This is a genomic window from Paenibacillus sp. CH40 (assembly GCF_024213605.1).
Taxonomy (GTDB): Bacteria; Bacillota; Bacilli; order Paenibacillales; family Paenibacillaceae; genus Paenibacillus; species Paenibacillus polymyxa_B.
Genome location: NZ_JANAVQ010000007.1, coordinates 196,439 through 222,321 on the forward strand (window position 1 = coordinate 196,439; position 25,883 = coordinate 222,321).

General features: G+C 45.4%; 23 protein-coding genes. 18 read left to right on the top strand and 5 right to left on the bottom strand.

Features of this window, described 5'->3' with window-relative positions:
- The first annotated feature begins 8 nt into the window (after positions 1-8).
- From NLX73_RS19730 to NLX73_RS19750, 5 genes are all read left to right on the top strand, one after another.
- Positions 9-4,001: an NEAT domain-containing protein gene (locus NLX73_RS19730; RefSeq protein WP_254327094.1), complete on the top strand. Its 3,993-nt coding sequence runs from the start codon at positions 9-11 to the stop codon at positions 3,999-4,001.
- A gap of 158 nt (positions 4,002-4,159) precedes the next feature.
- Complete coding sequence (isdE, locus tag NLX73_RS19735; RefSeq protein ID WP_254327095.1) at positions 4,160-5,119, top strand: heme ABC transporter substrate-binding protein IsdE; 960 nt, start codon at positions 4,160-4,162, stop codon at positions 5,117-5,119.
- A 14-nt stretch (positions 5,120-5,133) separates the two neighbouring features.
- On the top strand, positions 5,134-6,117 hold the full coding sequence (locus NLX73_RS19740; protein WP_069290386.1) for a FecCD family ABC transporter permease: 984 nt from the start codon (positions 5,134-5,136) through the stop codon (positions 6,115-6,117).
- The gene (locus tag NLX73_RS19745; RefSeq protein WP_025718721.1) at positions 6,107-6,886 is read left to right on the top strand and encodes an ABC transporter ATP-binding protein; all 780 of its coding nucleotides are present in this window, start codon (positions 6,107-6,109) and stop codon (positions 6,884-6,886) included. Before NLX73_RS19740 ends, NLX73_RS19745 begins: the two co-directional genes overlap by 11 nt.
- Positions 6,887-7,169: 283 nt before the next feature.
- On the top strand, positions 7,170-8,798 hold the full coding sequence (locus NLX73_RS19750) for an ABC-F family ATP-binding cassette domain-containing protein (protein WP_235309950.1): 1,629 nt from the start codon (positions 7,170-7,172) through the stop codon (positions 8,796-8,798).
- A 156-nt stretch (positions 8,799-8,954) separates the two neighbouring features.
- On the opposite strand, the gene NLX73_RS19755 is transcribed toward NLX73_RS19750, so the two are convergent.
- Positions 8,955-9,140 carry a hypothetical protein gene (locus NLX73_RS19755; RefSeq protein WP_029517162.1) on the bottom strand — a complete coding sequence of 62 codons (186 nt, stop codon included), beginning with the start codon at positions 9,138-9,140 and terminating at the stop codon, positions 8,955-8,957.
- A 410-nt stretch (positions 9,141-9,550) separates the two neighbouring features.
- Between NLX73_RS19755 and NLX73_RS19760 the strand changes: the two genes are divergently transcribed.
- On the top strand, positions 9,551-10,420 hold the full coding sequence (locus NLX73_RS19760) for a cation diffusion facilitator family transporter (RefSeq protein ID WP_254327096.1): 870 nt from the start codon (positions 9,551-9,553) through the stop codon (positions 10,418-10,420).
- 191 nt (positions 10,421-10,611) lie between these two features.
- Positions 10,612-11,778 (top strand): C40 family peptidase, encoded by a 1,167-nt coding sequence (locus tag NLX73_RS19765; RefSeq protein WP_254327097.1) that lies wholly within the window; start codon positions 10,612-10,614, stop codon positions 11,776-11,778.
- A 125-nt stretch (positions 11,779-11,903) separates the two neighbouring features.
- Here NLX73_RS19765 and NLX73_RS19770 read toward each other — a convergent pair whose 3' ends face one another.
- Positions 11,904-12,071, bottom strand: coding sequence for a DUF1328 domain-containing protein (locus tag NLX73_RS19770; protein WP_028541846.1), 168 nt, complete (start codon positions 12,069-12,071; stop codon positions 11,904-11,906).
- Between the two features lie 260 nt (positions 12,072-12,331).
- Here NLX73_RS19770 and NLX73_RS19775 point away from each other — a divergent pair, with 260 nt between their 5' ends.
- From NLX73_RS19775 to NLX73_RS19825, 11 genes are all read left to right on the top strand, one after another.
- Entirely contained in the window at positions 12,332-12,853 is a 522-nt protein-coding gene (locus NLX73_RS19775) for a DUF948 domain-containing protein (RefSeq protein ID WP_069290384.1), read from the top strand.
- Positions 12,854-12,904: 51 nt separating this feature from the next.
- Entirely contained in the window at positions 12,905-13,423 is a 519-nt protein-coding gene (locus NLX73_RS19780; RefSeq protein ID WP_254327098.1) for a hypothetical protein, read from the top strand.
- Between the two features lie 96 nt (positions 13,424-13,519).
- A complete protein-coding gene (locus NLX73_RS19785) occupies positions 13,520-13,861 on the top strand; it encodes a YflT domain-containing protein (protein ID WP_023990277.1) in 342 nt (113 codons plus the stop codon).
- 235 nt (positions 13,862-14,096) lie between these two features.
- The gene (locus tag NLX73_RS19790) at positions 14,097-15,278 is read left to right on the top strand and encodes a PP2C family protein-serine/threonine phosphatase (RefSeq protein WP_190297954.1); all 1,182 of its coding nucleotides are present in this window, start codon (positions 14,097-14,099) and stop codon (positions 15,276-15,278) included.
- Entirely contained in the window at positions 15,262-18,981 is a 3,720-nt protein-coding gene (locus tag NLX73_RS19795; RefSeq protein ID WP_254327099.1) for a response regulator, read from the top strand. Before NLX73_RS19790 ends, NLX73_RS19795 begins: the two co-directional genes overlap by 17 nt.
- A gap of 79 nt (positions 18,982-19,060) precedes the next feature.
- On the top strand, positions 19,061-19,930 hold the full coding sequence (locus NLX73_RS19800) for a CheR family methyltransferase (protein WP_254327100.1): 870 nt from the start codon (positions 19,061-19,063) through the stop codon (positions 19,928-19,930).
- 19 nt (positions 19,931-19,949) lie between these two features.
- The gene (locus NLX73_RS19805) at positions 19,950-21,620 is read left to right on the top strand and encodes a response regulator (RefSeq protein ID WP_254327101.1); all 1,671 of its coding nucleotides are present in this window, start codon (positions 19,950-19,952) and stop codon (positions 21,618-21,620) included.
- Positions 21,621-21,719: 99 nt separating this feature from the next.
- The gene (locus NLX73_RS19810) at positions 21,720-22,058 is read left to right on the top strand and encodes an STAS domain-containing protein (protein ID WP_023990272.1); all 339 of its coding nucleotides are present in this window, start codon (positions 21,720-21,722) and stop codon (positions 22,056-22,058) included.
- Positions 22,059-22,076: 18 nt separating this feature from the next.
- Complete coding sequence (gene rsbW, locus NLX73_RS19815) at positions 22,077-22,529, top strand: anti-sigma B factor RsbW (protein ID WP_061831463.1); 453 nt, start codon at positions 22,077-22,079, stop codon at positions 22,527-22,529.
- A complete protein-coding gene (locus NLX73_RS19820) occupies positions 22,526-23,299 on the top strand; it encodes a sigma-70 family RNA polymerase sigma factor (protein WP_013311929.1) in 774 nt (257 codons plus the stop codon). The genes rsbW and NLX73_RS19820 overlap by 4 nt, the downstream gene beginning before the upstream one ends.
- A gap of 120 nt (positions 23,300-23,419) precedes the next feature.
- Positions 23,420-24,379, top strand: coding sequence for a magnesium transporter CorA family protein (locus NLX73_RS19825; RefSeq protein ID WP_254327102.1), 960 nt, complete (start codon positions 23,420-23,422; stop codon positions 24,377-24,379).
- 115 nt (positions 24,380-24,494) lie between these two features.
- Here NLX73_RS19825 and NLX73_RS19830 read toward each other — a convergent pair whose 3' ends face one another.
- The 3 genes from NLX73_RS19830 to NLX73_RS19840 form a co-directional block, all read right to left on the bottom strand.
- Complete coding sequence (locus NLX73_RS19830) at positions 24,495-24,971, bottom strand: DUF5665 domain-containing protein (RefSeq protein ID WP_165179367.1); 477 nt, start codon at positions 24,969-24,971, stop codon at positions 24,495-24,497.
- Between the two features lie 92 nt (positions 24,972-25,063).
- Entirely contained in the window at positions 25,064-25,465 is a 402-nt protein-coding gene (locus tag NLX73_RS19835; RefSeq protein WP_023990268.1) for a YtxH domain-containing protein, read from the bottom strand.
- 50 nt (positions 25,466-25,515) lie between these two features.
- Complete coding sequence (locus NLX73_RS19840; protein WP_013311925.1) at positions 25,516-25,773, bottom strand: GlsB/YeaQ/YmgE family stress response membrane protein; 258 nt, start codon at positions 25,771-25,773, stop codon at positions 25,516-25,518.
- Positions 25,774-25,883 lie beyond the last annotated feature (110 nt).

The following is a 25,883-nucleotide window of genomic DNA, read 5'->3' on the forward strand; positions in this document are numbered from 1 at the left end:
TAATACACTTGAAAAGGCAATTGAAAAAATACTTAATGACGTTTGCAGCTATTGTTATGCTGCTCTCAGTTGTTTTCCCATTTGCTCCGACCGTATCTGCTTCTGATGAGACAAGCTCATCAACTGAATCTGGTGTATCCGAGCCCTCTGTGACGCAAGATGTATATCCGATAGAGCCAAGTCCAGAAGAAGTGGTTCCAACAGTAGATGTGGCAAGTGCGTACACAGTAGCAGCCGCAGACTCACAGAGTTCCAGCACTGTGAAGGATACTAATGAATATTCTATTAGCTACGTTGTTAAAAGTGAAAGCAAGGTGTCAGGGGTAGTGACTTCCCCTTATAATGATATGTTCCTAAAGCCAGCTACGTTGACGGTTGAACAGAGTTCTACTGTAGGGCAGGCTACGTATCATGTTTCTTTAATTCTCGACAATCCTAATACTCCCTTTACAGATATCGAATTTAGACAAAACGGAGAAACCGTTCCTGCCCATATTTCAGATTTAGTAAAAGGGGAAAAGACGTATGAACCACGAATAGTAACATTTGATGTGTATAATTTGGAACAGAAAATTGATGTGAATTACAATTTAAATAATAGACTCAGACAAAACTGGATTGAATTTGATCCATCAACTATAGCTGTAAAAGAGGGACCCGTAACTCCCCCTACCCCTTCACCTGAGCCGGAAGTTCCCTTGAAACCGGGTGTCCTTAATTTTACAATACTGAAGGACAAATCAGAAGAAGTTTCTGTGATGGACGGTTACGCCTCAAAGCCTGCAAAGCTCGTTCAAAAAGGAGATAAATGGTATATTCAACTGACATTTAATAACAGCAGCTGGATTCCTTCATTTCAAACAGAGCAAAACGGTAAATTTGTAGAAGCAGCAACTATTTCAGAGGTTAGTGACGCTAATCAGCGTACGGTTGAGTTTGAAGTAAGCAACTTATCCAATAAATTGAATGCTTACACTCATGTGATTGTGCCTGGTTTGGAACTGGGAGGAGTACCATACGATCATTGGTATCATGTTCAAATCAAGTTTGACACAAGTATTACACCTGACCCTAGTGCACCACCGACCTTGGCGGATGGAATGTACTCTATTAACTTTAATGTGCTGGATGCAACAAAAGATCAAGCATCGAGAATGGCGCAATATCTGGTGTCTCCAGGGACTTTGACGGTATTGAAGGGGCAAAAAGAAGTTTCCTTCACCATTAAAGACAGCACTACAGTAACGGAATTCAAAACAGAACAAAATGGAACGTTGACGGATGCGGATATTGTAAGTGAGGACAAAACAGACAATACCCGTGTGGTGAAATTCAAGGTAGCGAATCTGGATACAGTTTTGAACGCACAAGTCCATATTCTTATGGGTACGTATAGTGCAGACCACAAAATACGCCTTAAATTTGACCAGCCAGGAACGGACAACGGTTCAACTCCAGTAACGTCAAATCTGGACTTTACGCTGTTAAAAGACGGTTCAAGTGAAAAGTCCATGATGGATGGATATACAGAAAAACCGGGTACCCTGGTTGAACGTAAGGGCAGGAAATATGTACAGTTCACTTTGAAAAAGAGCAAACAGATTGACGGCTTTAAAGTAGAACAAAACGGAGTATTGACCAATACGGCCGTAGTAAGCGAAAATCAAACGGCGAATACACGTGTTATCGAATTTGAGGTTAAAGAAGTGCCTGCCAAGCTGAACGCATGGGTAAGCATCAACTGGCCTGAGTTAAATTATGTGGAAACATATAATGTCGATCTCCAATTAGGATCGGCAACATCCCCGGTTGATCCTGGGACGCCAGGTACGCCCGGGAAGGTTTTAGCTGATGGAACGTATTCAATCCAATTCGATGCATTGCACGCAACAAAGGATCAAAAATCGGCAATGGCGCAATATTTATTATCTCCAGCGACACTGACGGCATTGAAAGGCAAGTATGAAGCCTCCTTTACCATCAAAGACAGCGCCACAGTGACGGAGTTCAAAACAGAACAAAACGGAACGTTGACAGATGCAGATATCGTAAGTGAGGACAAGAATGCTAATACACGTGTTGTGAAATTCAAGGTAGCGGATCTGGATGCTATTCTGAATGCACAGGTACATGTGAGCACGACCTATCCAGGTGGGGTTTATGAGATGGATCATAAGCTTCGTCTGCAATTTGACCGCAGCAGCATTGCGGTAAAAGGAACAGACGGCGGCACAACTCCCGTGACTGAAACCGGCAGATACAGCATTGATTTCTCCGTCCTCAAAAATGGAAGCAATGAAATATCTGTGATGGATGGCTATATGCAAAAACCAGCCACGCTGCTAAGACAGTCCGGTAAAAATGTGATTCAGATCAAAATGGACAAGAGCAGCTGGATCAAAACCTTTAAAGTAAATGGTGCAGAAGCTCCGGTGGTTGAGCAATCGACCTCCGCAGATACACGAACAGTACAATTTGAAGTGCCAAATCTCTCGGATAAAGTGACAGTGAATACACATGTGATCGTACCTGGATTGGATTTGGGTGGCATCCCATATGATCACGTATATGATGTACAATTTCAATTCGAGCCTGCTACTATTCGCAGCTTTGTCGAGCCTTCCTCTACAGGAGCTACAGATCCTATCGTCAAATTGGATTTTGACAAGCTTGTCAATGGCAAATATGCTTTGAAATTCAGTATCGTATTGTCAGATGGCTCAACAGCAGTGGATTCTCCGGTTCAACGCTTCATCACTCACGAATCGGCGCAATTGGTCGTGGAAGGCGACAAACGGTTTGTAGGTCTGAAGCTGCAAAACAGTAATGAAGTGAAGGCGTTGCGCATTTGGGACAACGCAAGCGGGGACTACCGAGACGCAGAAGTGACCCAGGAAGATGCAGCAAGCAATACGAAGCACGTTCGTTTTAGCGTAAATGACTTTAAAAACAATGTGAAAGGCCAACTGGTTGTCTATGAAGCCCCTAAAGTGGCAAGTGCCACTCCGATGGTCTTTAAGACTGAGGATCGGGTAGAGAAGGTATACGATTTTGAATTTAAATTCGATACCAGTAATGTATCTTATCACAACGAAACCAAAGCAGACGAAGTAGAACAGGGGAAAAATAACTTAGCCGATGGAGAGTACACTGCGAACTTCCGTGTGCTTGCAAACGGAACGGATAAGGATTCTTTGGTGGCTCCATTTGTACAGAGTCTGGCGAAGTTGATTGTAAAAAATGGTAAGGTCCAGGCCCATGTAACCGTAACGGACAATCAGGCTTTGAAATTATTCCAAACGGACTTTGAAGGCCGCTATGCTAATCCAACGATTGTGGCTTCCGACACAAAAGGTGACACGCACACTATTGCGTTTGAAGTGCCTGATCTGGATAAAAAGTTGAGTGTGTACACACAGGTATATCTGCCTGAGAAATACATTCTAAATGAGAAATTCGGCGGACAGATTCAATTTGACCGTGCATCGCTTAAAGGTGAGGGAGTCAATGCAGCTACAACTGCAACCGCAACTGAACCAACAGCAGCTTCTACGGACAAGGCAGCAGAAACAACTGCATCTGTGGCTGAAACAAAACCAGTAGTTGAGCAACCGGTTCAAACGGCTTCCGAGAAGCAATACACGATTAATTACAATGTATTTAAAGATAAAACGAGTGAAGCTTCCGTTATGGACGGTTATCTCGACAAGCCAGCTACACTGATTGAAAAGGGAGACAAGCGCTATATTCAAATTACTTTGAAAAATAGTTCCTGGATGCCAGCTCTCCAAGTAGAGCAAAACGGTACCCTGAAAGATGTGGAAGTAATCTCGACATCCGGCGATACACGTGTCGTTCAATTCGAGGTAGGGGACTTGTCTCAGAAAATTGGTGCTTACACACACGTCATTGTGCCTGGTTTGGTCCTTGGCGGAGTGCCGTATGATCACTGGTATACAGTTCAGTTCCAATTTGATGAAGAAAGCCTAAAAGCGAAGTAGCATCAGGTTGTGATAATCAATGAAGTCTGAATAACAGCAAAGTTTGTATGCGAGCAAGTCTTGGTGCCCCGGCATCAAGACTTGTCAGCATTTACATACCCGAAAAGTTGGGGCTCCTACTGTTTTTCTATATTTTGAATTGAGGTGACTGGATTTTCATGAAACGGTATATAGCATTGGCTCAAGGAAAAACATTTGGTTTGTATATGTTAATCGGCATCGTGATCTTGTTGCTGGCTGGATGTTCGGGAGGGGCACAGCCCGGGCAGAACCAGAGCGATGGTTCGAAATCAGCGGCAACATCTAATGCAACCGGAAAGTCGTCTGACGGTAAAGCTCAAGCTCCTCGTATTGTGGCGACTACGGTAGCCATTGCGGAAATCACGGATGCACTGGGCCTGGATTTGGCAGGCAAGCCGACAAGCACGAAAGTGCTGCCTGACCGTTACAAGGATGTGCCTGATGTGGGTAATCCGATGAGTCCTGATATGGAAAAAGTGATGTCATTGAAGCCGACGGACGTACTGTCGGTGACGACACTGAAATATGATCTGGAGCCTAAATTTAAAGATTTGAAAATCAATGCCGAATTTTTAAATTTTGAAAGTCTCGCGAATATGCAAAAAGAAATTCAAAAGCTGGGAGACACGTTTGGCAAAGCCGATAAGGCCAAAGAGATTAATGGAGCTTTGGATGCGAAAGTAGCCGAGATTCAACAAAAGATCAAAGGGAAGAAATCCCCTAAAGTATTGATTTTGCTGGGAGTACCGGGAAGCTATCTGGTGGCTACCGAGCATTCCTATATTGGGGATCTGGTTAAAATTGCAGGCGGAACCAATGTGGTTCAGGGCGAGAAGGTGGAGTTCATTGCCCACAATACCGAAGCCTTGCAGCAATCCAACCCCGATATCATTTTGCGCGCTGCACACGGGATGCCGGATGAAGTAGTGAAAATGTTCGATGAAGAGTTCAAAACTAACGATATCTGGAAGCATTTCAACGCTGTGAAAAATGGGCATGTCTATGATCTGCCTGAACCGTTGTTTGGCACAACAGGGAATTTAGCGGCAAACTCGGCGCTGGATGAGCTGATGAAAATGCTGTATCCTTCGAATTAAAGGAAGCTGATGACATGTCCAAAAAAGGTTGGAGCCTTATTGTTGTAATTGTCTTGCTCGTTGGCGTCATGCTGTATTCAGCGATGACAGGCAGTCTCAAGGTGGATTTGAGTCAGTTGGTGACCGGATTGTGGACAGGTACAGATGATCAGGTGAATGTGGTCAAGGACCTGAGACTACCGAGAATTTTCGTGTCCGTAATGGCAGGTGCAGCACTTGCAGTAGCGGGTGTTTTGCTGCAAGCCGTCATGAAAAATCCGCTGGCGGATGCTGGGGTTATCGGCATTTCTTCGGGAGCGGCATTGATCTCGCTGATTGCGGTGACGGTCTTTCCGGCGCTTTATTTCTGGATGCCGTTCTTTTCATTTATTGGCGGTGCGTTAGCCTGCCTAATGGTTTATGGGTTTTCATGGAAATCCGGCTTGCATCCGATTCGTCTCATTCTGATCGGGGTAGCTGTGAACGCTATTTTTTCCGGTCTAGGTCAGTCGTTTAACTATCGAGGCAGTTATGCGGTCACTAGCATTAACCAGGTTACTACATCAACCTTGTCTATGAAAAAATGGGTAGATGTCGAGGTTATTGTGACCTATGGTGGGATTGGGCTAATTTTAGCCATGCTCGTGTTCTCTTGGTGCAATTTCTTGTCTCTTCAAGATAAAACAGCTAAAAATCTAGGATTCAATGTAACGCGCGCACGACTTTTGATTTCTGTGATTGCAGTGCTGCTTGCAGCAACGGCTACAGCCATCGCGGGAGTAATTGCCTTTATCGGCCTGCTCGTTCCGCATTGTGCCCGCTACCTAGTTGGCTCGGATCATAAGTGGCTGATTCCATTTTCCGCATTATGCGGCGGCTTGCTGTTGCTGCTCGCGGATACACTGGGGCGGACAGTGCTTGCTCCCAATGAAATCCCGGCTTCTATTATTATGGCCGTCATTGGCGGGCCGTTCCTGATATTCCTGATCAGAAAGGCGGATCGCACCTATGGACATTAAGGATATAACCTTCTCATATGATCGGAAAACGGATCGTCTGCACGCTATTAATGCTGTTATTGAGTCGGGACGGATTACGACCATAATTGGTCCCAACGGATGCGGCAAATCGACGCTGCTCAGCGTGATGTCCAACAATGCTGTTCCCCGCTTGGGTCAGGTGATTCTGGACGGCAAGGAGATAGCCCACTACAAGCCCAAGGAGCTGGCCCGTCAACTGGCGGTAGTCCATCAGCAGAATGAGGCACCTTCCGACTTGACTGTAGAAAAACTCGTCAGCTTCGGCAGGTTGCCCCATAAGAACATGTTCACAGCGAGACGTGATGAGGATGAGGAAGCGATCGAGTGGGCGATAGCCTGTACTAATCTGAACGAACGTAGAACTCGCACGTTGGATCAGCTCTCAGGAGGAGAACGGCAGCGTGTATGGATTGCAATGGCCTTGGCACAGCGGACGCCAATTTTATTTTTGGATGAGCCGACCACCTATTTGGATATGTACTACCAGCTTGAAATTTTAGAGCTCATTCGGCAGTTAAACCAGGAACATGGACTGACCATCGTGATGGTGCTGCATGATATCAATCAGGCTATTCGGTATAGCGATGTGATGATTGCCATGAAGGAAGGGCGTATTATAGCGAACGGCCCACCTACAGAGGTCGTTACATCTGAGCTGATCCAGGCGGTCTATGACGTGGAGGTCGTAATCAAACAGGATGATGAAGCGGGCATGTATCTCATTCCGATAGGTGTCGGGGTTTCCTGACGTTTACAAGCGCACAGAACAATCAATGTTGCGACTGAATAACGCGTCTGTCCTCACGGCATCTCAACGAATTTAAAACATGAAAATGGTTCTGGTCCATGTGTTCGTCAGGTGACAATCGTGGAGACAGAAGCATTTTTTATTTTATTTATAAGATATTGGATGAGATTCAGGGACGGTTATGCTTATACTACGGTTCGAATCCGATCTTTTGTGTGTTATACTATTGCCGTCGGTAATTTTGTGTTTAGCACTTTACTAATGATAAGGATGGTATGCTTATATGATCAGTACAAGCGGCGTAACGCTTCGTTATGGTAAACGCCCACTTTTTGAAGACGTAAATATCAAATTTACTCCTGGGAACTGCTACGGCCTGATTGGGGCGAATGGCGCGGGTAAATCCACCTTTTTGAAAATTCTTTCCGGTGAAATCGAAGCCAATTCTGGTGAGGTTCACATGACACCGGGCGAACGGATGGCAGTCCTCAAGCAGAACCATTATGAATACGATGAATTCCCGGTTCTGGAAACCGTTATTATGGGTCACACGCGTCTGTATGAAATCATGAAGGAAAAGGATGCGCTGTACGCTAAAACGGAGTTTTCCGAAGCAGACGGTTTGCGTGCCGGTGAACTGGAAGGCGAATTTGCAGAGCTGAACGGTTGGGATGCCGAGCCGGATGCAGCTGCATTGCTGATCGGTCTTGGTATTCCGCGTGACCTGCATGATAAAAATATGTCTGAGATGAGCGGGAACGACAAGGTACGCGTTCTCTTGGCTCAAGCGTTGTTTGGTCGTCCGAACAATTTGCTGCTTGATGAGCCTACCAACCATTTGGATCTCGAATCCATTCAATGGCTGGAAAATTTCTTGATGGACTATGAAGGCACCGTCATCGTTGTATCCCATGACCGTCACTTCCTGAATAAGGTATGTACGCATATTGCGGATATCGATTTTGGTAAAATCCAGATGTACGTCGGCAACTATGACTTCTGGTACGAGTCCAGCCAGCTTGCGCTTGCATTGACTCGTGATGCGAACAAGAAGAAGGAAGAAAAGATCAAGGAACTGCAAGCCTTTATTCAGCGCTTTTCCGCGAATGCTTCCAAGTCCAAACAGGCAACTTCACGTAAAAAGCAACTGGATAAAATTACGCTGGACGATATCCGTCCTTCAAACCGTAAATATCCGTTCATTAACTTCAAGCCTGAGCGTGAAGCGGGCAAACAGCTGCTGACCGTAGACAGTCTCAGTAAAACCGTTGAAGGCGAGCAAGTGTTGAACGAGTTCAGTCTGGTTGTGAACAAGGGCGATAAAATCGCGTTTGTGGGTCCGAACGGTTTGCCTAAATCGACGCTCTTCCAGGTGTTGATGAACGAGATTGAAGCAGACAGCGGAGAATTTTCTTGGGGGATTACAACTAGCCAGGCTTATTTCCCGAAAGATAATTCCACCTATTTTGAAGGTGTGGACATGAATCTTGTGGAATGGCTCCGTCAATATTCCAAGGATCAGGACGAAACGTTCCTGCGTGGATTCTTGGGACGTATGCTTTTCTCTGGAGAAGAAGCGCTTAAGAAAGCAAGTGTGCTGTCCGGGGGCGAAAAGGTTCGCTGTATGCTGGCGAAAATGATGCTGAACGGTGCCAATGTGTTGCTGCTGGAAGAACCGACCAACCACTTGGATCTGGAGTCCATCACAGCGCTGAACAATGGTCTGATTGATTTTGATGGTACTATATTGTTCACATCGCATGACCACCAGTTTATTCAAACGATCGCGAACCGCATCGTGGAAATTACACCAAACGGCGTAATCGACCGTACGATGAGCTATGATGAGTACTTGGAAAATGAAGAAATCACAAAGTTGCGTGAACGTATGTATCCGGTAGAAATCGGCTAACTTCAGCAACTAGATAAACGAAAGAGGAGCTCCTTTAGGCCATTAAAATGGCAGGGAGACTCCTCTTTTTCGTTTTTGTACCATGCCCATAGCTTACTTGGTTCTGGCAGTGAGGTACGCCAGACTTTTGATACCCTATAAAGGCTATGAGGTGGATTATGACCCGCCTGTACGACGGCGTTGGTTGTTCGGCTTCTTCGTATTTTGGCTTTTCAGTGTTTTGGTGGAACCGCCTTGAAAGCCGCCCTGCTGTGAAGCGCCGGACTGCTGTTTTTTTTGTGCCAGCTTTTCCCGAATGGCATCTGCGAGATTAACTTTACGTGGTTCATTAGCATCGCTCATGAATAAATTCCTCCTGTTGCCGCCAGATTCATGTCAATCATGCTGGATTGAAGAAAAACGCGGCTGTGTCCTCATTTTATACGTTTTTAAAAGAAGGGACAAGGGCAACAATGATAACACACATCTTGGGTGGGGTGGAAGAGAAAACATCTGTTTTTTGTGTGAAGGAAAAAATGTTTTGTGTAACCTACAGGAATGGGGTCTGGCAATACTTTTTCGTTGTTACTACAGCGATGCAGAGCGGAAAGACTGTTTCTCTAGACCCACACAAAGTTCGTCTGCTATCCTGAAAATAACAGTCAACCAAAGACAAATTGTTATTATTCAGGGCAGCGATTCTGCTATTTTTATTTTGGGCCCGGTGAGATCGTTCTGCTGGAAACTATATATTTGAAGGAGTGTCCTACGTTGTGGTAAATGTCTATGAAGAAATACGAAAAGGTGAGCGTGGGGCGTGGGTAAGCATTGCTGCTTATCTCTTGCTGTCCGCCTTTAAGCTGATTAGCGGATATATATTTGCTTCTAGCGCGTTGCGGGCGGATGGCTTCAATAATGTCACCGATATTGTAGTGTCGGTTGCTGTACTGGTAGGGCTGAGAATTTCCCAAAAACCACCGGACTCTGACCATGCCTATGGACATTTTCGGGCAGAAACGATCGCGGCGCTGCTGGCGTCCTTTATTATGGCTGTCGTCGGTTTGCAGGTGCTTATTGATGGGATCGGGAGCATTTTTAAGGGCGGAAAGCAAATACCGGATATCACCTCCGCGGGTGTAGCTGTGATTTGTGCGGTGATTATGCTGGGAGTGTACCTTTACAATAACAGACTGGCACGGCAAATTAATAATAAGGCTTTGCTGGCAGCGGCCAAGGATAATCTATCGGATGCACTTGTCAGTGTTGGGGCAGCAGTTGGCATTATCGGCGCACAGTTCGGGCTACCCTGGCTGGATACTGTAGCTGCGATCGCGGTAGGATTCATCATATGTAAAACAGCGTGGGATATTTTTAAGGATTCCACGCACAGCTTGACCGATGGATTTGATGAGCAAGAGCTGTCTGACTTACGGAGTACGATTGCCTGTATACCTGGAGTAGAGGGGATTCGGGACGTTAAGGCACGTGTACACGGCAATCATGCGCTGGTGGATGTGGTCATTGAGGTAGATCCGCAACTCAGCCTGATTGAAGGGCATCGGATCAGCGACCGGATTGAGGAACGCCTGCAAGAGGTTCATAACACGATACATGTCCATGTCCATGTAGAACCCAAATTATAGATTAATTATTAAATAGTTAGTATTAAAAGTGACTTTAGACCTATATGCAAAAGGCGTATACGCTTCCTTTTGTGACGTTTGGATTATATCTCTCTTCCTGCTGCTTTTACTATAATGAAGGCATGTCCGGCTATATTCGTCGGAATTGGATATGCTCTTCAAATTCGTAAAAACAGCCAGGAGGTGCAACATTGAGAAGACGCGTGATGGGAATGCTCATGACGTCAGCCGCGCTGTTGGCAGCAATTCATGTGGCGCCGGGTCAGGTTGACGCAGCGGCATCAACAGCATCCACAGGACAGAAGGCGGTTATTCAGGCGGCTGTAAAGCTTAGATCCGGTCCTTCGACTACAGGGGATGTAGTCAGCTTTATGAAGCAGGGAGAGGCCGTAACGGTATTGGAGAAAACCAACAGCTATTGGTATAAGATCAAGACTTCTGATGGAGTAACCGGATACACTAGCAGCTCCGACAAGTACATAAAAATTGGCGCTACCAGCGTCGCTGCTGCTGTCACCCCGTCTACCACTCGTAAATCGGAAGCCACAGAGTCAGTTAAAAATGTTTCAGCTAAAGAGGCAGTGGCCTCAGTGAATAGTTCTGCCGGTCAAACGAAAGCCACGATTCAAACGTCCGTTCGTTTGCGGGCGGAGGCATCCACTTCTTCCGAGGTTTTGGGCTATTTGAATGCAGGGGATGTCGTTACGATTACCGACCCAAGTAATGCTTATTGGTTCAAGGTTACCAATGCTGATGGTACGGTGGGCTACGTCAGCTCGTCTCCACAGTATATTCGTATTGGTGAGGGCGTTGTTGTGCAGCAGCCTGTGTCTGCTCCGGTGACAACCACTCCTGATACTACCGCAATACCTGCGGCAGCCTCTCCTGTGTCAACTATGAACATGTTTTCCGGTGATGCAGCGGCTGCAATAGAGCAGGTTATTAACACGGGGATGACTTATCTCGGAACTCCATATGAATATGGTTCAGATCGCAACAGTACGGCTACTTTTGATTGCTCGGCATTTACCCGTCAAATTTTCCGTCAGGCTGTAGGTATCCAGCTTCCGGCAGATTCTCGTTCACAGGGTGAGTGGATCAAGCAAAACAGTCAGCCGAATACGGACATGACTACGCTGAAGCGTGGCGATTTGCTCTTCTTTACAAATTATAATGCATCTTCCGGGGCGTACACGTCCTTGGATAATTCCTCCCAAACGATTACACACGTAGCTGTATATTTGGGAGACAACAAGCTTCTCCATACGTTTTCTGTAGCGGGTGGCGGTGTAAAAGTTACGGATTTCAGTAAGCCTTGGCAGGATCGTTTCCTGTTTGGGGGCAGCGTGATTCAATAGAGCGCTGCTAACTGTTAAAAAGCTACATCAAAAAAGGATGTTCCACAGCCCTGTTAACCAGGGTGGGAACATCCTTTTTTTATAAACATTTAGAATATTGCTCTTGTGCAGCTAGCATCCGATAATTATGAAACCCGTTTTCTTCCGGTAAAGAGTGAAATGACGAACAATACCAGAAATATCACAAATAATATTTTAGCGATTGTAGCAGCTATGGACACGACGATACCAAAAAAACCTAAGATCCCGGCGATCACAGCAAAAATTAAGAATAAAGCGGACCATTTTAGCATGTTCTGTATCCTCCTTTAATTGTATATAATGTGGCATACTCACGCTCCGATAGAGCGTGGTTGCAGATGACAATGACTTCTATAGATTATTCGTGGCTGTGCCATCATTATATGGTGTTTTAAACGGTGCGAGAGTCCGTGAATCATAACGTTTGGAGCGGAGAAGAAGCCAGCTTGGACGTTGTTTCGTGTCTGAATCTAAAGGGTAACTATGCAGTAATCATAAACATCATCGTGAAAGACGAAAGAGAGGTTACGCTATGTTAACACAGGTCAGCATTTTTATTATTGCTATCGCATTTGCAGTTCTCGTTATTTTCCTCATCAAAACGTTAAAAGCAGCACAAGGCTCTCTGGATAAGGTGACTCAAACCTTGCAGGATGTACAAAAAACGATAGATGAACTGAGTTATGAAGTAAAACAAACGGTTCGACATGCGAATGACATCACCGCAGACGTTGATCATAAATTGAAGCAAGTGGAGCCAGTGATGGAATCGGTTAGAAACTTGGGAGAGGTACTCAGTGAAGTGACGCTGGCTGCCAAGCAGGCTTCAACAGCGTTAATGACACGGTTTCAGAAATCGCATAGCGCTGCGAGTAATACTTCCAGAACAGATCACGCGATCAAGGCAACGACACCGAATAGACCTTTGACCGCAACGGAGCGGACGGTTCAGAGCTACAATGCGACTTATGAGGAGCCTGCGGCCAAACCGGGTAAAAACTGGTTGGGTTATGTAGACATCGCTGCTGGAGTGTGGCAGAAAATGCGTCAGTAGCATAGTGGCTGAACCGTAAACTACAGGAAATTCATTGAAAGGGTGAGATTTATGATGAAGACGTTATTACTAGCTGCTGGTTTGCTCACTCCCTTTTCCGGACAGGATACGGTTCAGCAAACCGTTTCCCCGCAAACAGCGGGGCATATGGCTAGGACTGTGCAGACGATACCCGCTCCACATGCTGTACCAGCAGATTTTCATACCTTAAATGGCATATCTCTGGATGATACCCGTGCGGATGTATTAAAAAAACTGGGTAAGCCACAACGAGTCAAAAAGGATATGCTGCTGCTTTCTACAGAATACCAATATCCAGATGTTGTCGTAGGTATGCGTGAGGACGTCGTTTCTTATGTGCATGTAGATCCTGCTGCTGGTCGAATCAAGGTAAATGATAAGTGGCTGCCGCTGCAACGGAAGACGCTGGATCAGGCGCTGGGTGGCTCTCAATTCACGGCGGAAGACGGAGAGGTCTATGTACGCGGACAACGTGCAATCAAAGTGTTTATGGATGAGACGTCTGATAAACCTAAGTATGTTGAGTTTTTTGATGAAACGGAGTGGTAATCGATTTTTTTGAGGCGTGACATAACATGGAAGTTTCAAATGAATATGTGAAGTGTAATAGTCAGAGAAGTCAATCCTTAAAGGAGCGTGAGAAACATGAATCAGACCAATCATAAATCTTATGCCAAAGTGGTAGATAACGGTGTACAAGCCGTTGAAGCAGTAAATGAGTTGCGTAACACGGGCTATCGTTATGAGGATGTGTTCGTGCTCGCTCATGATCAGGATCGGACAGATCGTATTGCCGATACGGTGGATGCCAAGGAAATCGGGATTAAGGAAGAGGGCGTTTTCGATTCATTAGCCAACTTGTTCCGTTCCCGTGGCGATGAGCTTCGCGCTAAAATTACTTCTTTGGGATTTACAGATACCGAAGCTGACTTTTATGAAAAAGAACTGGATCAGGGTAAAGTGCTGGTCATTGCTAAAAAAGCGTGATATTGCTGTTCACCATAAAAGCTGAGTGACATTAGATTCGAAAAAGAGGAAGTTGACCGCACCACAAGTGTTTCGCGGGTCCTCCAAAAACATAGATAAGGAATGGGGTTTTAGCCTCATTCCTTATCTATGTTTTTGGAATGCCTTCTTACGGAAACACTACTTCCAATCAACAAGGGTGTTGCCGTATAAGCAGGTATAGTATAATACATGAGTTACAGATAAGGAGAGGCCAATGAGAATTCTAATTGTTGACGATAACCCGACGAATGTCATTATTATTCGTGAAATACTGAAAAAAGAAAATTATCGGGATGTGATCTCTGCTAGCTCGGCCGCAGAAATGTTGGAGCATCTGGGAATCGGCGACCGTACCATTAGTCTTCGACCCCGTCCTTCAGATATTGATCTGGTGCTGTTGGATATGATGATGCCTGAAATGGACGGCATTGAAGCTTGCAGTATTGTGCAGGAATATGAGCATTTAAAAGATATCCCGATTATTATGGTAACGGCGGTAGGCGATTCCAAAAAATTGGCCGAAGCTCTAGATGTGGGAGCCGTCGATTACGTCACGAAGCCGATCAACAAGGTAGAGCTCATGGCGCGAATCCGGTCTGCCTTGCGTCTCAAACAGGAGAAGGATTGGCATAAGGATCGGGATCAGCGAATTCAGGATGAGTTGAAGCTGGCCGCGATGGTGCAGCAGGCGGTGCTTAGTCCTGCCATCCAGGACCCAGTGCTGCAAGTGAATGCGCTCTATCAGCCTTCCTTTGAACTGGCAGGGGATTTATATTCATGGTATCCGTTAGGGGAGGGGCGATATGCCATCATTTTGCTTGATATGATGGGGCATGGCATTTCTTCCTCGTTGTTCTGCATGTTCATTGCGTCTGTACTTAAGGATACGGTGACCACATATGTGGAGCCTGAGAAAGTCATACAAGAGCTGAATCGTCGTTTTAACCAACTGGATCTGGGCAAGCAGCTGGTACAGTATTATTTTACGGCGATTTATATGGTGATTGATACCCGTTCACGGCGAATTGACTATGTAAATGCGGGACATCCTCCCGGTTTGCTGTTCAACCAGGATGGCAGCATTACCAAATTTGACCGTGCATGTAGCCCGGTTGGTTTGTTTGATAAGATTGATGCAGAAATGCACACGATTCATTATGAAGGAACTGGACATATCGCTTTGTATACGGATGGCTTGCTGGAAGCGGTGGAAGGTGAATATGAGGAGCAGTTGGAGTATCTGACTGAGTGTCTACGTAAGTATGAGGAATGGAACGAAGAAGCGATGCTGGATGCATTTTTTCGTAATGAGACGCCACAGGATCGCGATGATGATAAGTGCCTGATCTGGATTTCATTGAAAGAGGGAGAGAGCTTGCATGAAAATCAGAAATAAACTGCTGATCGGCTTTGGATCGCTTATGGCGATCCTCCTTGTGCTGACGCTAATCAGCTATGACCGTATGGGGAACCTGAATGAGCAGCTGAATCAGGTTTACCAGGACCGATATGTGAAGGTCCGGAAAACAACGGCTATTCGCGGTCAGGTGAATGATATGGCTAAAGTTATGGCCAACCTGATTTTAAATCCGGGCTCCTCCGTCGGCGAGGCCAAACGTGAGCTTGATGATATTTCTGCTACTGGAACGAAAGTGCTGGCAAGTTTGCAAACAAATTCAGGCACCAGTGAAGAGCAGCAGCAGGTTGATCGGGTAGCCGTCGCCTGGAATGAATTTCTAAGTTACGAGCAAAGGTTAGTTTCCTTACTGGGACAAGATCGCATTGATGAGGCTAACGCTTTCCGCAATAGTACTGGTTTGCCTGCTCAAGAGGAGGCAATGGATAGCATTAATGCCCTTGCCGTTTTTCAGGATCGGGAGATTGATAACGACATGAAGCAAGCCAATCAGGCTTATGAGGAATCTGTGCAGATTACCACAATTCTGATGGCCGCCGGTCTGATCATGGGCTTACTGGTTATTTTGTGGGTGCTCCCAAGCATTGCCAAAGGTCTAAATATCGTTAATCTCATGATTAATGGTTTTGGCAAGGGAAAATACAGGGCCATTAGCCGAATGAGTGTTTCTTCCAAGGATGAAATCGGGGAGGTCGCTCGTGTATTTCAACAAATGGCCGGAGACTTGGAAGAAAAGCGGAGATTCGAGCATTCCGTCCTTCAAACGCAGAAGGATCAAACTTGGCTTAATGCCAATACTGCTCGGGTAACTGAGCTGTTCCGTGGTGTGAATTCACTGGAGCAGGTTGCTCAGATGTTCATTAGTGAGTTTACGCCCATCTTGGGAGGCAGCTATGGAGCCATCTATTTGCAAGGGAAAGATGTAGAAGATACCCGTTTTAAGTTATACGGCTCCTATGCAAAGGTGACTGGCGAAAATTCGATTAGGGACGTTATCCATGTGGGCGAAGGCTTGCTCGGACAATGTGTTCTGGATCGTAAGCCGATCTTGATTACAGAGGCTCCTGACGGATATTTGTCCATAGGCTCTGCCTTAGGAGAAAGTAAGCCCGTGGGAATTATGATTTTTCCTATTTTGTTCGAGGATGAGTGTATCGGTGCTGTAGAAATAGCGTCACTGGATCGCTTCAGTGATCTGGAAACGAAGCTGTTTGCTCAATTAGTAGAGAGCTTGGGGATCATTCTGAACAACATCAAGGGACGGATGCGTGTAGAGCAATTGCTGCGCGAATCTCAGGCACTTACTGAGGAATTGCAATGCCAATCCGAGGAACTACAAACTCAGCAAGAGGAACTCAAGCGCTCCAACGAAAATTTGGAGGAGCAAACAGAAGAACTCAAGCGTTCAGAGGAATTGTTACAACGTCAACAAGAAGAATTGGAGCATTTTAATACTGAACTGATTGCCAAAACGAGAGCGCTAGAAGAACAGGTTCGAGAAGTGGAAGAAAAGAACGACGAGATCGAACGTGCACGAGCTCAGTTGGAGCAACAGGCAATGCAGCTAGGAATCACAAGCAAATACAAATCCGAGTTTTTGGCCAATATGTCTCATGAGCTGCGTACTCCGCTAAATAGCTTGCTTATTCTTTCTCAGCTTTTGTCTGAGAACAAGGAAGGCAATCTCAAGCCAAAGCAAGTGGAATATGCACAAACCATTTATATGTCAGGCGCCGATTTGTTGAAAATGATTGATGAAATTCTGGATTTATCCAAAGTGGACGCTGGAAAAATGGATATTAACCATGAAGCGGTCCACTTGAAGGAACTGGAACTGTTTGTGGAGCAGAATTTTGCTCCGGTCGCAGCCCAACGTGAGCTTCAACTGCATACCGAAATCGAAGAGAACCTGCCTGATGCCATTATCAGTGACGGTTATCGTCTCAAACAAATTTTACGTAATTTGCTGTCCAATGCGTTTAAGTTCACCACGGAAGGTTCTATTAGTTTCAATGTATCCCGGGCAAACGGAGAGCAGCTTCCTGGTCTGCTAAATCCACGAAGATCCTATCTGGCTCTATCCGTGCGTGATACGGGCATTGGGATTGCTTCCGATAAAACGGATCTGATCTTCGAAGCCTTTCAGCAGGTAGACGGTACAACCAGCCGGAAGTACGGAGGGACAGGACTAGGTCTGTCGATCAGCCGCGAGCTTTCCAGATTGTTGGGCGGCGTTATTACGGTGGAATCCGAGCAGGGACAGGGCAGTTGCTTCACACTGTATTTGCCGGAACAAACGCCAACGGCTGAGGATATGGATTCTCATTCGAGAGAGGAATTTAACGGTACGGTTGTGAATTCGGATTTTGAGAATGTCGCAGCCTCGGCAGAAACGGATCTTCCCATGATTATGCCTGCTAAACGGTTGCCATTATATCAGATGCCTTTGAAAAACAAAGCGGAGGACATTATACATCCGGGGGACGACCGAAACGATATTACCTCGCAGGATAAAGTGCTGCTGATTATTGAGGATGATATTAATTTTGCTAATATTTTGTACGATATGGCCCGTAGTCGGGGCTTTAAGGCCCTGATCGCTCTCCAAGGAGACGATGGGCTCAACATGGCTCGGTCTTATTTGCCGGACGCTATTATATTAGATATTCAATTACCTGTGATGGATGGCTGGTCCATTTTGGGCGAGCTAAAAGGAAATTCATCGACACGTCATATTCCAGTGCATGTTATTTCGGTCATAGATGATGTGAAGCAGGGCTTGATGATGGGCGCGATTGCCTATCTCAAAAAGCCATCTTCGAAGGAAAGTCTGGATAAGGCATTTTCACATATCAAATCGTATACGGACCAGATGGTCAAACGTCTTCTTGTGGTTGAAGATGATGATAATCAGCGTAAATCCATTATTGAGCTGATCGATCATGATGATGTTGCCATTACGGCGGTATCGACAGGTCAGGAAGCACTAAATGAGCTGGCTACCCAGCGGTATGACTGCATGGTACTGGATCTGATGCTGAGCGACATGACTGGTTTTGAACTGCTGGATCGTATTCGAGAGAATGAGCAGCTAACTGATCTGCCGATCATTATTTATACAGGCAAAGATCTGGATAGCAAAGAAGAAACGCAACTTCGTAAATATGCAGAGTCTATTATTATTAAGGATGTTAAATCGCCGGAACGGCTTTTGGACGAAACAACGTTGTTCTTGCATCGTGTAGAGGCGAACCTTCCTGAGGACAAACGCAAAATTTTGCAGAAGCTATACAACAAGGAAGAGCTGTTTGAAGGTAAAAAAATATTGTTGGTAGACGATGATATTCGCAATGTATTTGCTCTGTCCAGTGTGCTGGAAAGCTATCGTATGGAGGTTACCTTTGCGGAAAATGGAAGAGAAGCACTGGAACTGCTGGAACAGACACCTGATTTTGATCTGGTGCTGATGGATATGATGATGCCGGAAATGGATGGATATGAAGCGATGCGACGTATCCGGCTAATGCCACAATTCGAGAAAATGCCTATTATTGCCCTGACAGCCAAGGCCATGAAGGATGATCGTTCCAAGTGTATTGAGGCAGGCGCTTCCGATTATGTAAAAAAACCGATTCAAACCGAACAGCTTTTATCATTAATGCGGGTGTGGTTGTATTCGTAACCCAAAAAAATGGGTAATATAAATCGACACATGATTGGAGCGGCACAGGCAAAACCTATTAACGAATTGGAGAGAGATTATGACATCTAAGGATATGGCGGATAATGCTGCTAAGGAAATAAAATCGAACGACGCTGAGCGAGAAATGATTGAGATTGAGCTGTTGCTGGAAGGTATACATCGGCTGTACGGCTACGATTTTCGTAACTATGCTCTACCTTCGATTAAGCGGCGTGTTTATTATCATGCGCAGTCCGAGAATGTAAGCACGATATCAGGACTTCAGGAGAAGGTGCTGCATGATCGCAGCGCCTTCGATAGACTGGTACAAAGCCTTTCCATTCCGGTGACCGAGATGTTCCGTGACCCGGAGCTGTTTCTGAAATTCAGGCAGAAAATCATTCCTATTTTGCGAACGTATCCGTACATTCGAATCTGGCATGCAGGTTGTTCCACTGGTGAGGAAGTATATTCTATGGCGATCTTGCTGCATGAAGAAGGCTTATATGATAAGGCTCGCATTTATGCGACGGATATGAATAACCTGTCTTTACAGCAGGCGAAGGAAGGCGTATACGGGATCGACCGAATGAAGCTGTATACCAAAAATTATTTGGAGTCCGGGGGCACACAATCGTTCTCTGAATATTATACAGCCAAGTATGATTCAGTGATGTTTCATCCTTTTTTACGGAAGAATATTATTTTTGCGGAGCACAACTTAGCGACAGACCGGTCCTTTAACGAGTTCAATGTGATTTTTTGCCGGAATGTCATGATCTATTTTAACGACGAACTTCGCAACCATGTACATGGGTTGTTTTATGATAGCTTGAGTCACTTTGGTGTGTTGGTGCTTGGGGCCAAGGAATCCATACATTTTACCGATTATAGTGATTCCTACGAGCCGCTGGACCGGATAGAAAAAATATACCGGAAGATTAAATAGAGATGCTTAGGAGGATTCCATGGGGCTTCATGAACCGATTCATATATTGCTGGTAGATGACAGACCTGAGAACCTGCTCGCTCTTGAGGCAGTGCTGGAGAGTGAACAATATAATCTGGTAAAAGCCACATCCGGGGAAGAAGCGCTGCGATGTCTATTAAAAGATGAATTCGCACTTGTAGTCCTTGATGTGCAGATGCCGGGTATGGATGGAATTGAGACTGCGAAGTTAATCAAGGCCAGAGAGAAAACAAAGGATATTCCGATTATCTTTATTTCAGCTAACAGCAAGGAAGCGGAGCATTTGTTTGCGGGATATTCAGCTGGTGGTATTGATTATATGGTGAAGCCGTTCATCCCTCAAATTCTCAAGTCTAAAATTGAAGGCTTCGTGCAAATGTATCTGACAAACAAACGCTTGAAGACACAGTCCATGCTGCTTCACCACAAGACGCAGGAGCTCGAGAAGATGAACAGCGAACTGATTGCCGCCAAGGAGGCAGCAGAGATTGCTGCCAATGCCAAAACGGAATTTCTGGCAATGATGAGCCATGAGATCCGCACACCTATGAACGGCGTTATTGGCATGATTGATCTGCTGATGGAGACAGAGCTGCAGACCGATCAGCAGGAATATGCTGATATCATCCGTCGTAGCGCAGACGCGCTGGTAGCGGTCATTAATGATATTCTGGACTTTACCAAGCTGGAGTCAGGCAAAATGGAGGTAGAGGAATATCCTTTTGATCTGGTTTCCTGTATCAAGGAAGTTTTCAGCCTGTTTACGGTAGAAGTCAACCGAAAGAATTTGGAGCTGGTTTATTTTCTCGATGAACAGATGCCACCGGTGTTATATGGAGATATGGGGCGATTGCGACAAGTATTGATTAACCTGGTATCCAATGCCGTCAAATTTACAGACCAAGGCGGGGTATATGTCTTCGCATCTGTCAAAGAGCAAAGTGACAATGGACTTACCGTTGAGTTTTCTGTGAAGGATACAGGCATTGGCATTGATTCGGCTAAGGTCGGAAGGCTATTTCAGCCCTTTTCCCAACTGGATTCTTCAATGACGCGTAAATATGGTGGTACCGGGTTAGGACTTGCCATTTGTAAAACCTTGGTGAATATGATGGGCGGAGATATTCGTGTAGATACGAGTGGAGAACAAGGCGTGACGTTTCATTTTACAATGAAGCTTGGCTTTGCTGAGGAAAATGAACTGGAGGGGGAGTCCAGCCACGATTGGGAAATTCCACATCAGGAGTCTCCAAGTCGTAAACCTGTACTGGTGGTGGATGACCATCCGATCAACCAGAAGCTAATGGTTAATATACTGGATAAGCTCGGTTTAGCTTCAGATGTGGCAGCAGATGGGCAACAGGCGCTTGATATGGTCATGGCGAATCAGGACTATGACTATATCTTTATGGACTTGCAAATGCCTGTGATGGACGGTCTGGAGTGTACGGGTAGAGTGCGTGAACAATTGGCGGGAAGATCCCAACCTGCCATTATCGCCATGACGGCTAACGTCATGGAGGGTATTCAGCCTCGATGTATTGAAGCTGGGATGAACGATTATATTAGTAAGCCCGTTAAAATCAGCAGTGTAAAACAGGCGTTGCTAAGGCATTCTCCGGACCATTTTCCAATGCAGCCGGGTAAAGATCAAATCAATGAAGCCTAGATGGTGGCATTTGGTAGTGTTTAAAAAGTTATACCGTGATTCAAACGCTCGTATAATGGGTTAGTATGTAGGGAAATCTTTTTTCGGGAGAGTAGGCCTATGAATACAAATAAAAATGAGAAATTTAATGCAATTACAGAAACAACCGATGGCGTAAATACCGTTTATCTGAGTGGAGAGTTGGATCTTTCGGTAGCACCTGATTTTCGTCTGGTGATGGAGCCTTTGGTGGGGGAGTCCAGCCAAGATTTGATTATTAACTTGAGAGACCTTAAATACATTGACAGCACGGGTATTGGTATCTTGTTATCCATTTTAAAAGCAAGGCATGGGATGGAGTCTCGCTTTGCTGTTCAAGAGGTACCGCCTCAAATTCAAAAGCTGTTTGATATGACCGGTATTGCCAAATTCTTTGTCCCCCAGGAGAATTCCCAATAGGAAAGGAAAGAAAAAGAAATGAATGCTCAAATTCAAAAAGTAGTTCTTAATTTGCCGGCAACTGCTGACTTTGTTGATATTGTAAGATTAAATTTATACGGTATTGCCGCGAAAATGGGATTCTCTTATGAGGATATTGAAGACATGAAAGTGGCTGTATCGGAAGCCTGTAATAACTCTGTCCTTTATGCATATGGTCATGAGGGGGGAGTCGTGGAAGTGACATTTGAATTTGATGAAGCTTCGTTGTCCATTCGTGTCAAAGATGAAGGGGAGAGCTTTGAACGTGTGGAGGACCCGTCCCGTATCGCATCCTTGCATGACAAGGAGTTGAATGATGCGCAGATAGGCGGATTAGGCTTTTATCTCATGCAGGCGCTTATGGACGATGTCCATATCTTGAATGAGACAGGAAAAGGCACCGAAGTGGTGCTGGTAAAGCGCCTAACCAGAAGTGAGGAAAGAGTATGAATGAAAAGGTAACTCCCCCGGAGTCGATGGATGAAGCCGTTGGTCTAATCTGGGAGTACCAGCAAACAAAAGATAACGAGATTGCTACCGTGCTGATCCGCAAGTATGAGCCGATGGTTAAGATGGCTGCCGGGAAGATCTCCCGTAACCGTCCGGACTTATACGAGGATTTATATCAGACCGGTCAGATGGCTTTGATACGTCTGCTTCAGCAATACGATATCAGCTTGGGTATCCCATTTGAACCGTATGCTATGAAAAGTATGTTGGGACATATGAAAAATTATTTGCGCGACAAATCCTGGTACATCCAGGTTCCTCGCCGTATTAAGGAAAAGGGTGCGCTTGTTCAACATGCTATTGATGAACTGACCGTTAAATTGGAACGCTCACCCAATGTGGATGAGATTGCGACCTATTTGGATCTTACCGTAGAAGAAACGATCGAGGTGCTGGCTGGCCGTGAGTGCTATCACTATGTTTCACTGGACTCGCCTTTATCCCAGGAAGAGAGTGCAGCTACGTTAGGCGAGCTCATTAGCTCGGATGCTAACGATTATGACACTGTGGAAAAACGAATGGATTTGCAGCAGGCTTTAAGCCAACTGAAGGAGCAGGAACAAAAGGTGCTTCTTCTGGCATTTCAGGACGGTCAATCTCAACGTGCGATTGCACAGACGTTGGGCGTATCGCAGATGAGCGTTTCCCGTATTCAGAAGCGAGCAACGGAAAAGCTGAAGCAGATTATGTCTAATTCCTCTATTTCATGAGAAGACCGCGGAATTCTTGGCTTAACATATTTGACGTCACATCGTAAGGACACGTTATTCCGATATGGGAAGCGTGTCCTTTTTATAAAGGGAAAAAGGTTGGGAGGAAGGCTGGAATCCATGACAGCATTTGAACAGATTTCTTCCTTTCGTGGAGGATGGGAATGGTGGGACATCAGTGCTGGGAATTGGCAAGATTCGGTCATACAGCACTTGAAGGAGAAGCTCCCAGAAGCCGCAGAATGGCTGGACAAGGTAGAGGACATTCCATCCAGCTTTATATCTGTGCGCTTTCCAGATGGCAATCAGCCCTTAATGTACGGGTCGCTGATCTACTCCGTTCAGGAGGAGATCGACAGTCAGCGTAATTGCAACAAGTTTTATTTTCTGGTTCTAAACCAAAAGTTAGTGACGCTAAATTTGGATCAAAATACCCGTGAAATTATGCACACCGCGGAACGCCAAAAAATGCTGGAACAGTGTGAGGGTGCAGCTGACGGCATGTTTGTATTGGCGAGAGCCGTGCTTCATTACTTTCATACAGGTATGGATAAGTTCGAGATCAACCTGAGAAGACTGGAAGAGGACATGGAGAAAAGGAATGCTCGTACGCTAATGGATTCTATATTGAATGCACGTTTCGAGCTGTTGTATTGGAGCAATATGTTCATTCCTTTTTCAGAGTTGGTAACGGCTTCTCGGGAGGCATATCTGGATCAACTGGAGGAGAATCGTTTTTTTAAGCAGTTACTTTACCGTGTTACTCGGATGGAAGGACTTTTCCTGCATTATGAAAAGGAAATCGACACATTGATCTCCATTGACGACGCCATTTCCGCATTTAGGGGGAATGAGATTACGAAGACGCTCACCATTGTCACCGCCGTATTTACACCAGCAACCGTAGTGGGCGCTATATGGGGCATGAACTTTGAAAATCTGCCTTGGATTAAAACAGGCTGGGGTTTTACCACCGTGATTATTGCCACATTGCTAAGTATGGCGGGAATGTACGGCTGGCTGATGATGAAGGGGTGGACAGGAGACTTATTGAAGGCTAACAAGCGCAACAAATTGTAGCGGCTGACTACAGCTGTTACAATTTACAAATAAAAAACGATCCATCGTAACTGGAGGCTCTTTGAGGAGTCTGTTACCGGTTACGATGGATCGTTTTTAAATGAGATAGGGACAATTACTTAGTACCTTGGCTCATTTTGATATATCCTAATAATTCGGCGATGAAATCTCCGATGACCGGAAGATTTAATTGCACCAGGAAACTGAGCAACCAAGCGAGCAAGGCGAGTATGACCACTGTACCCAGCGTAAGACCGAGACCACGTGCAATGCCTGCGGTCAGATTGCTCATAATTCTTCTTTTAGTGCTGGAGTAGTTCTCCAGAATATCTTTGAATTCTGCTCTTTCGAGCGTATCTGCTATTTGATCTAAGCGTTTGTTAAGCCGCTTGACCTCATGGCGCAGCTCAAAAGGATGCTCATTTACATCAAAGTCTCTCTCCTGATCATGTGTTTTAACATGATTATGAGTAGAAGAAGTCTGCTTGGATGAAACTTCATCTGGCTGATCTTGAGCCTGTAGGGGATGAAAGGTTCTTTTGTTGTTCGCGGTAAGATCATCTCCATAGGAATTTGGCTTGTTCATTGTCATCCCAGCCTTTCTATCATTTAAAAACAGCCAGCTTCTTGCATGCTGGCTGTTCAGTGTAGGGCTTATTTTTTTGCCATCAGAATGTGTAGCTATTAGGAATTTGCATTCAATTGTTTTTGTGTATCCTTGGCCGCTTGAGCCGTTGCATCCATAACTTCTTTATCCGCTTTGGCTGCTTCATTAGCGACATCTGCAGAAGCTTTGGTTACGCTGGATACGATATTGTCTTTGCTCTCGGATACCGTTTTGGCTACATCTGCTGTTTTGGTGGAAACGGTTTTGGCCAAATCTGTCGCTTTGCTGCTCACTACAGATGCCACGTCCTTTGTTTTATCAGAGACAACTGTAATTTTATCAGACAGATCACTACGCAAATCACGACCCGGCTTCGGCGCGAACAGCAGGGCTGCGGCAGCACCAATCAAACCTCCAATAAATAAACCTTTTGCAAAACCTGAAGTACTTGCCATATTTTGATTGTCAATGTTACTCATGTTATATCACTCCTCTTATAGAATTAAAGAATAAAAGATATATATAAATGTTAGGTAGCCCTTCTTAATAGCCTGGACACCAGTCCGAGCAAGAACACGAACAATGCGGTTCCGAGTATGGCTGGAATGACTGCAAAATCTCCGATGACCGGGCCCCAGTCTCCCAATAGCATGACACCTAGCCAAGCTCCTACAAATCCAGCAATCATAGAGCCCGCAATACCGCCAGGCATTTCATGACCAGCCAGTGCATCGCCAATCAATCCGATAATAATAGCCATTACAATACTTAGTACAATTCCCCACACAAGGATCGCCTCCCTTATCCTAAGTTCACAAAACCATAACGTTTTTGATGAATGCTGAGCTTCGATATTGCTGTGCCTTGCTTACTTCGTATATAAACGTCGTGACCCGG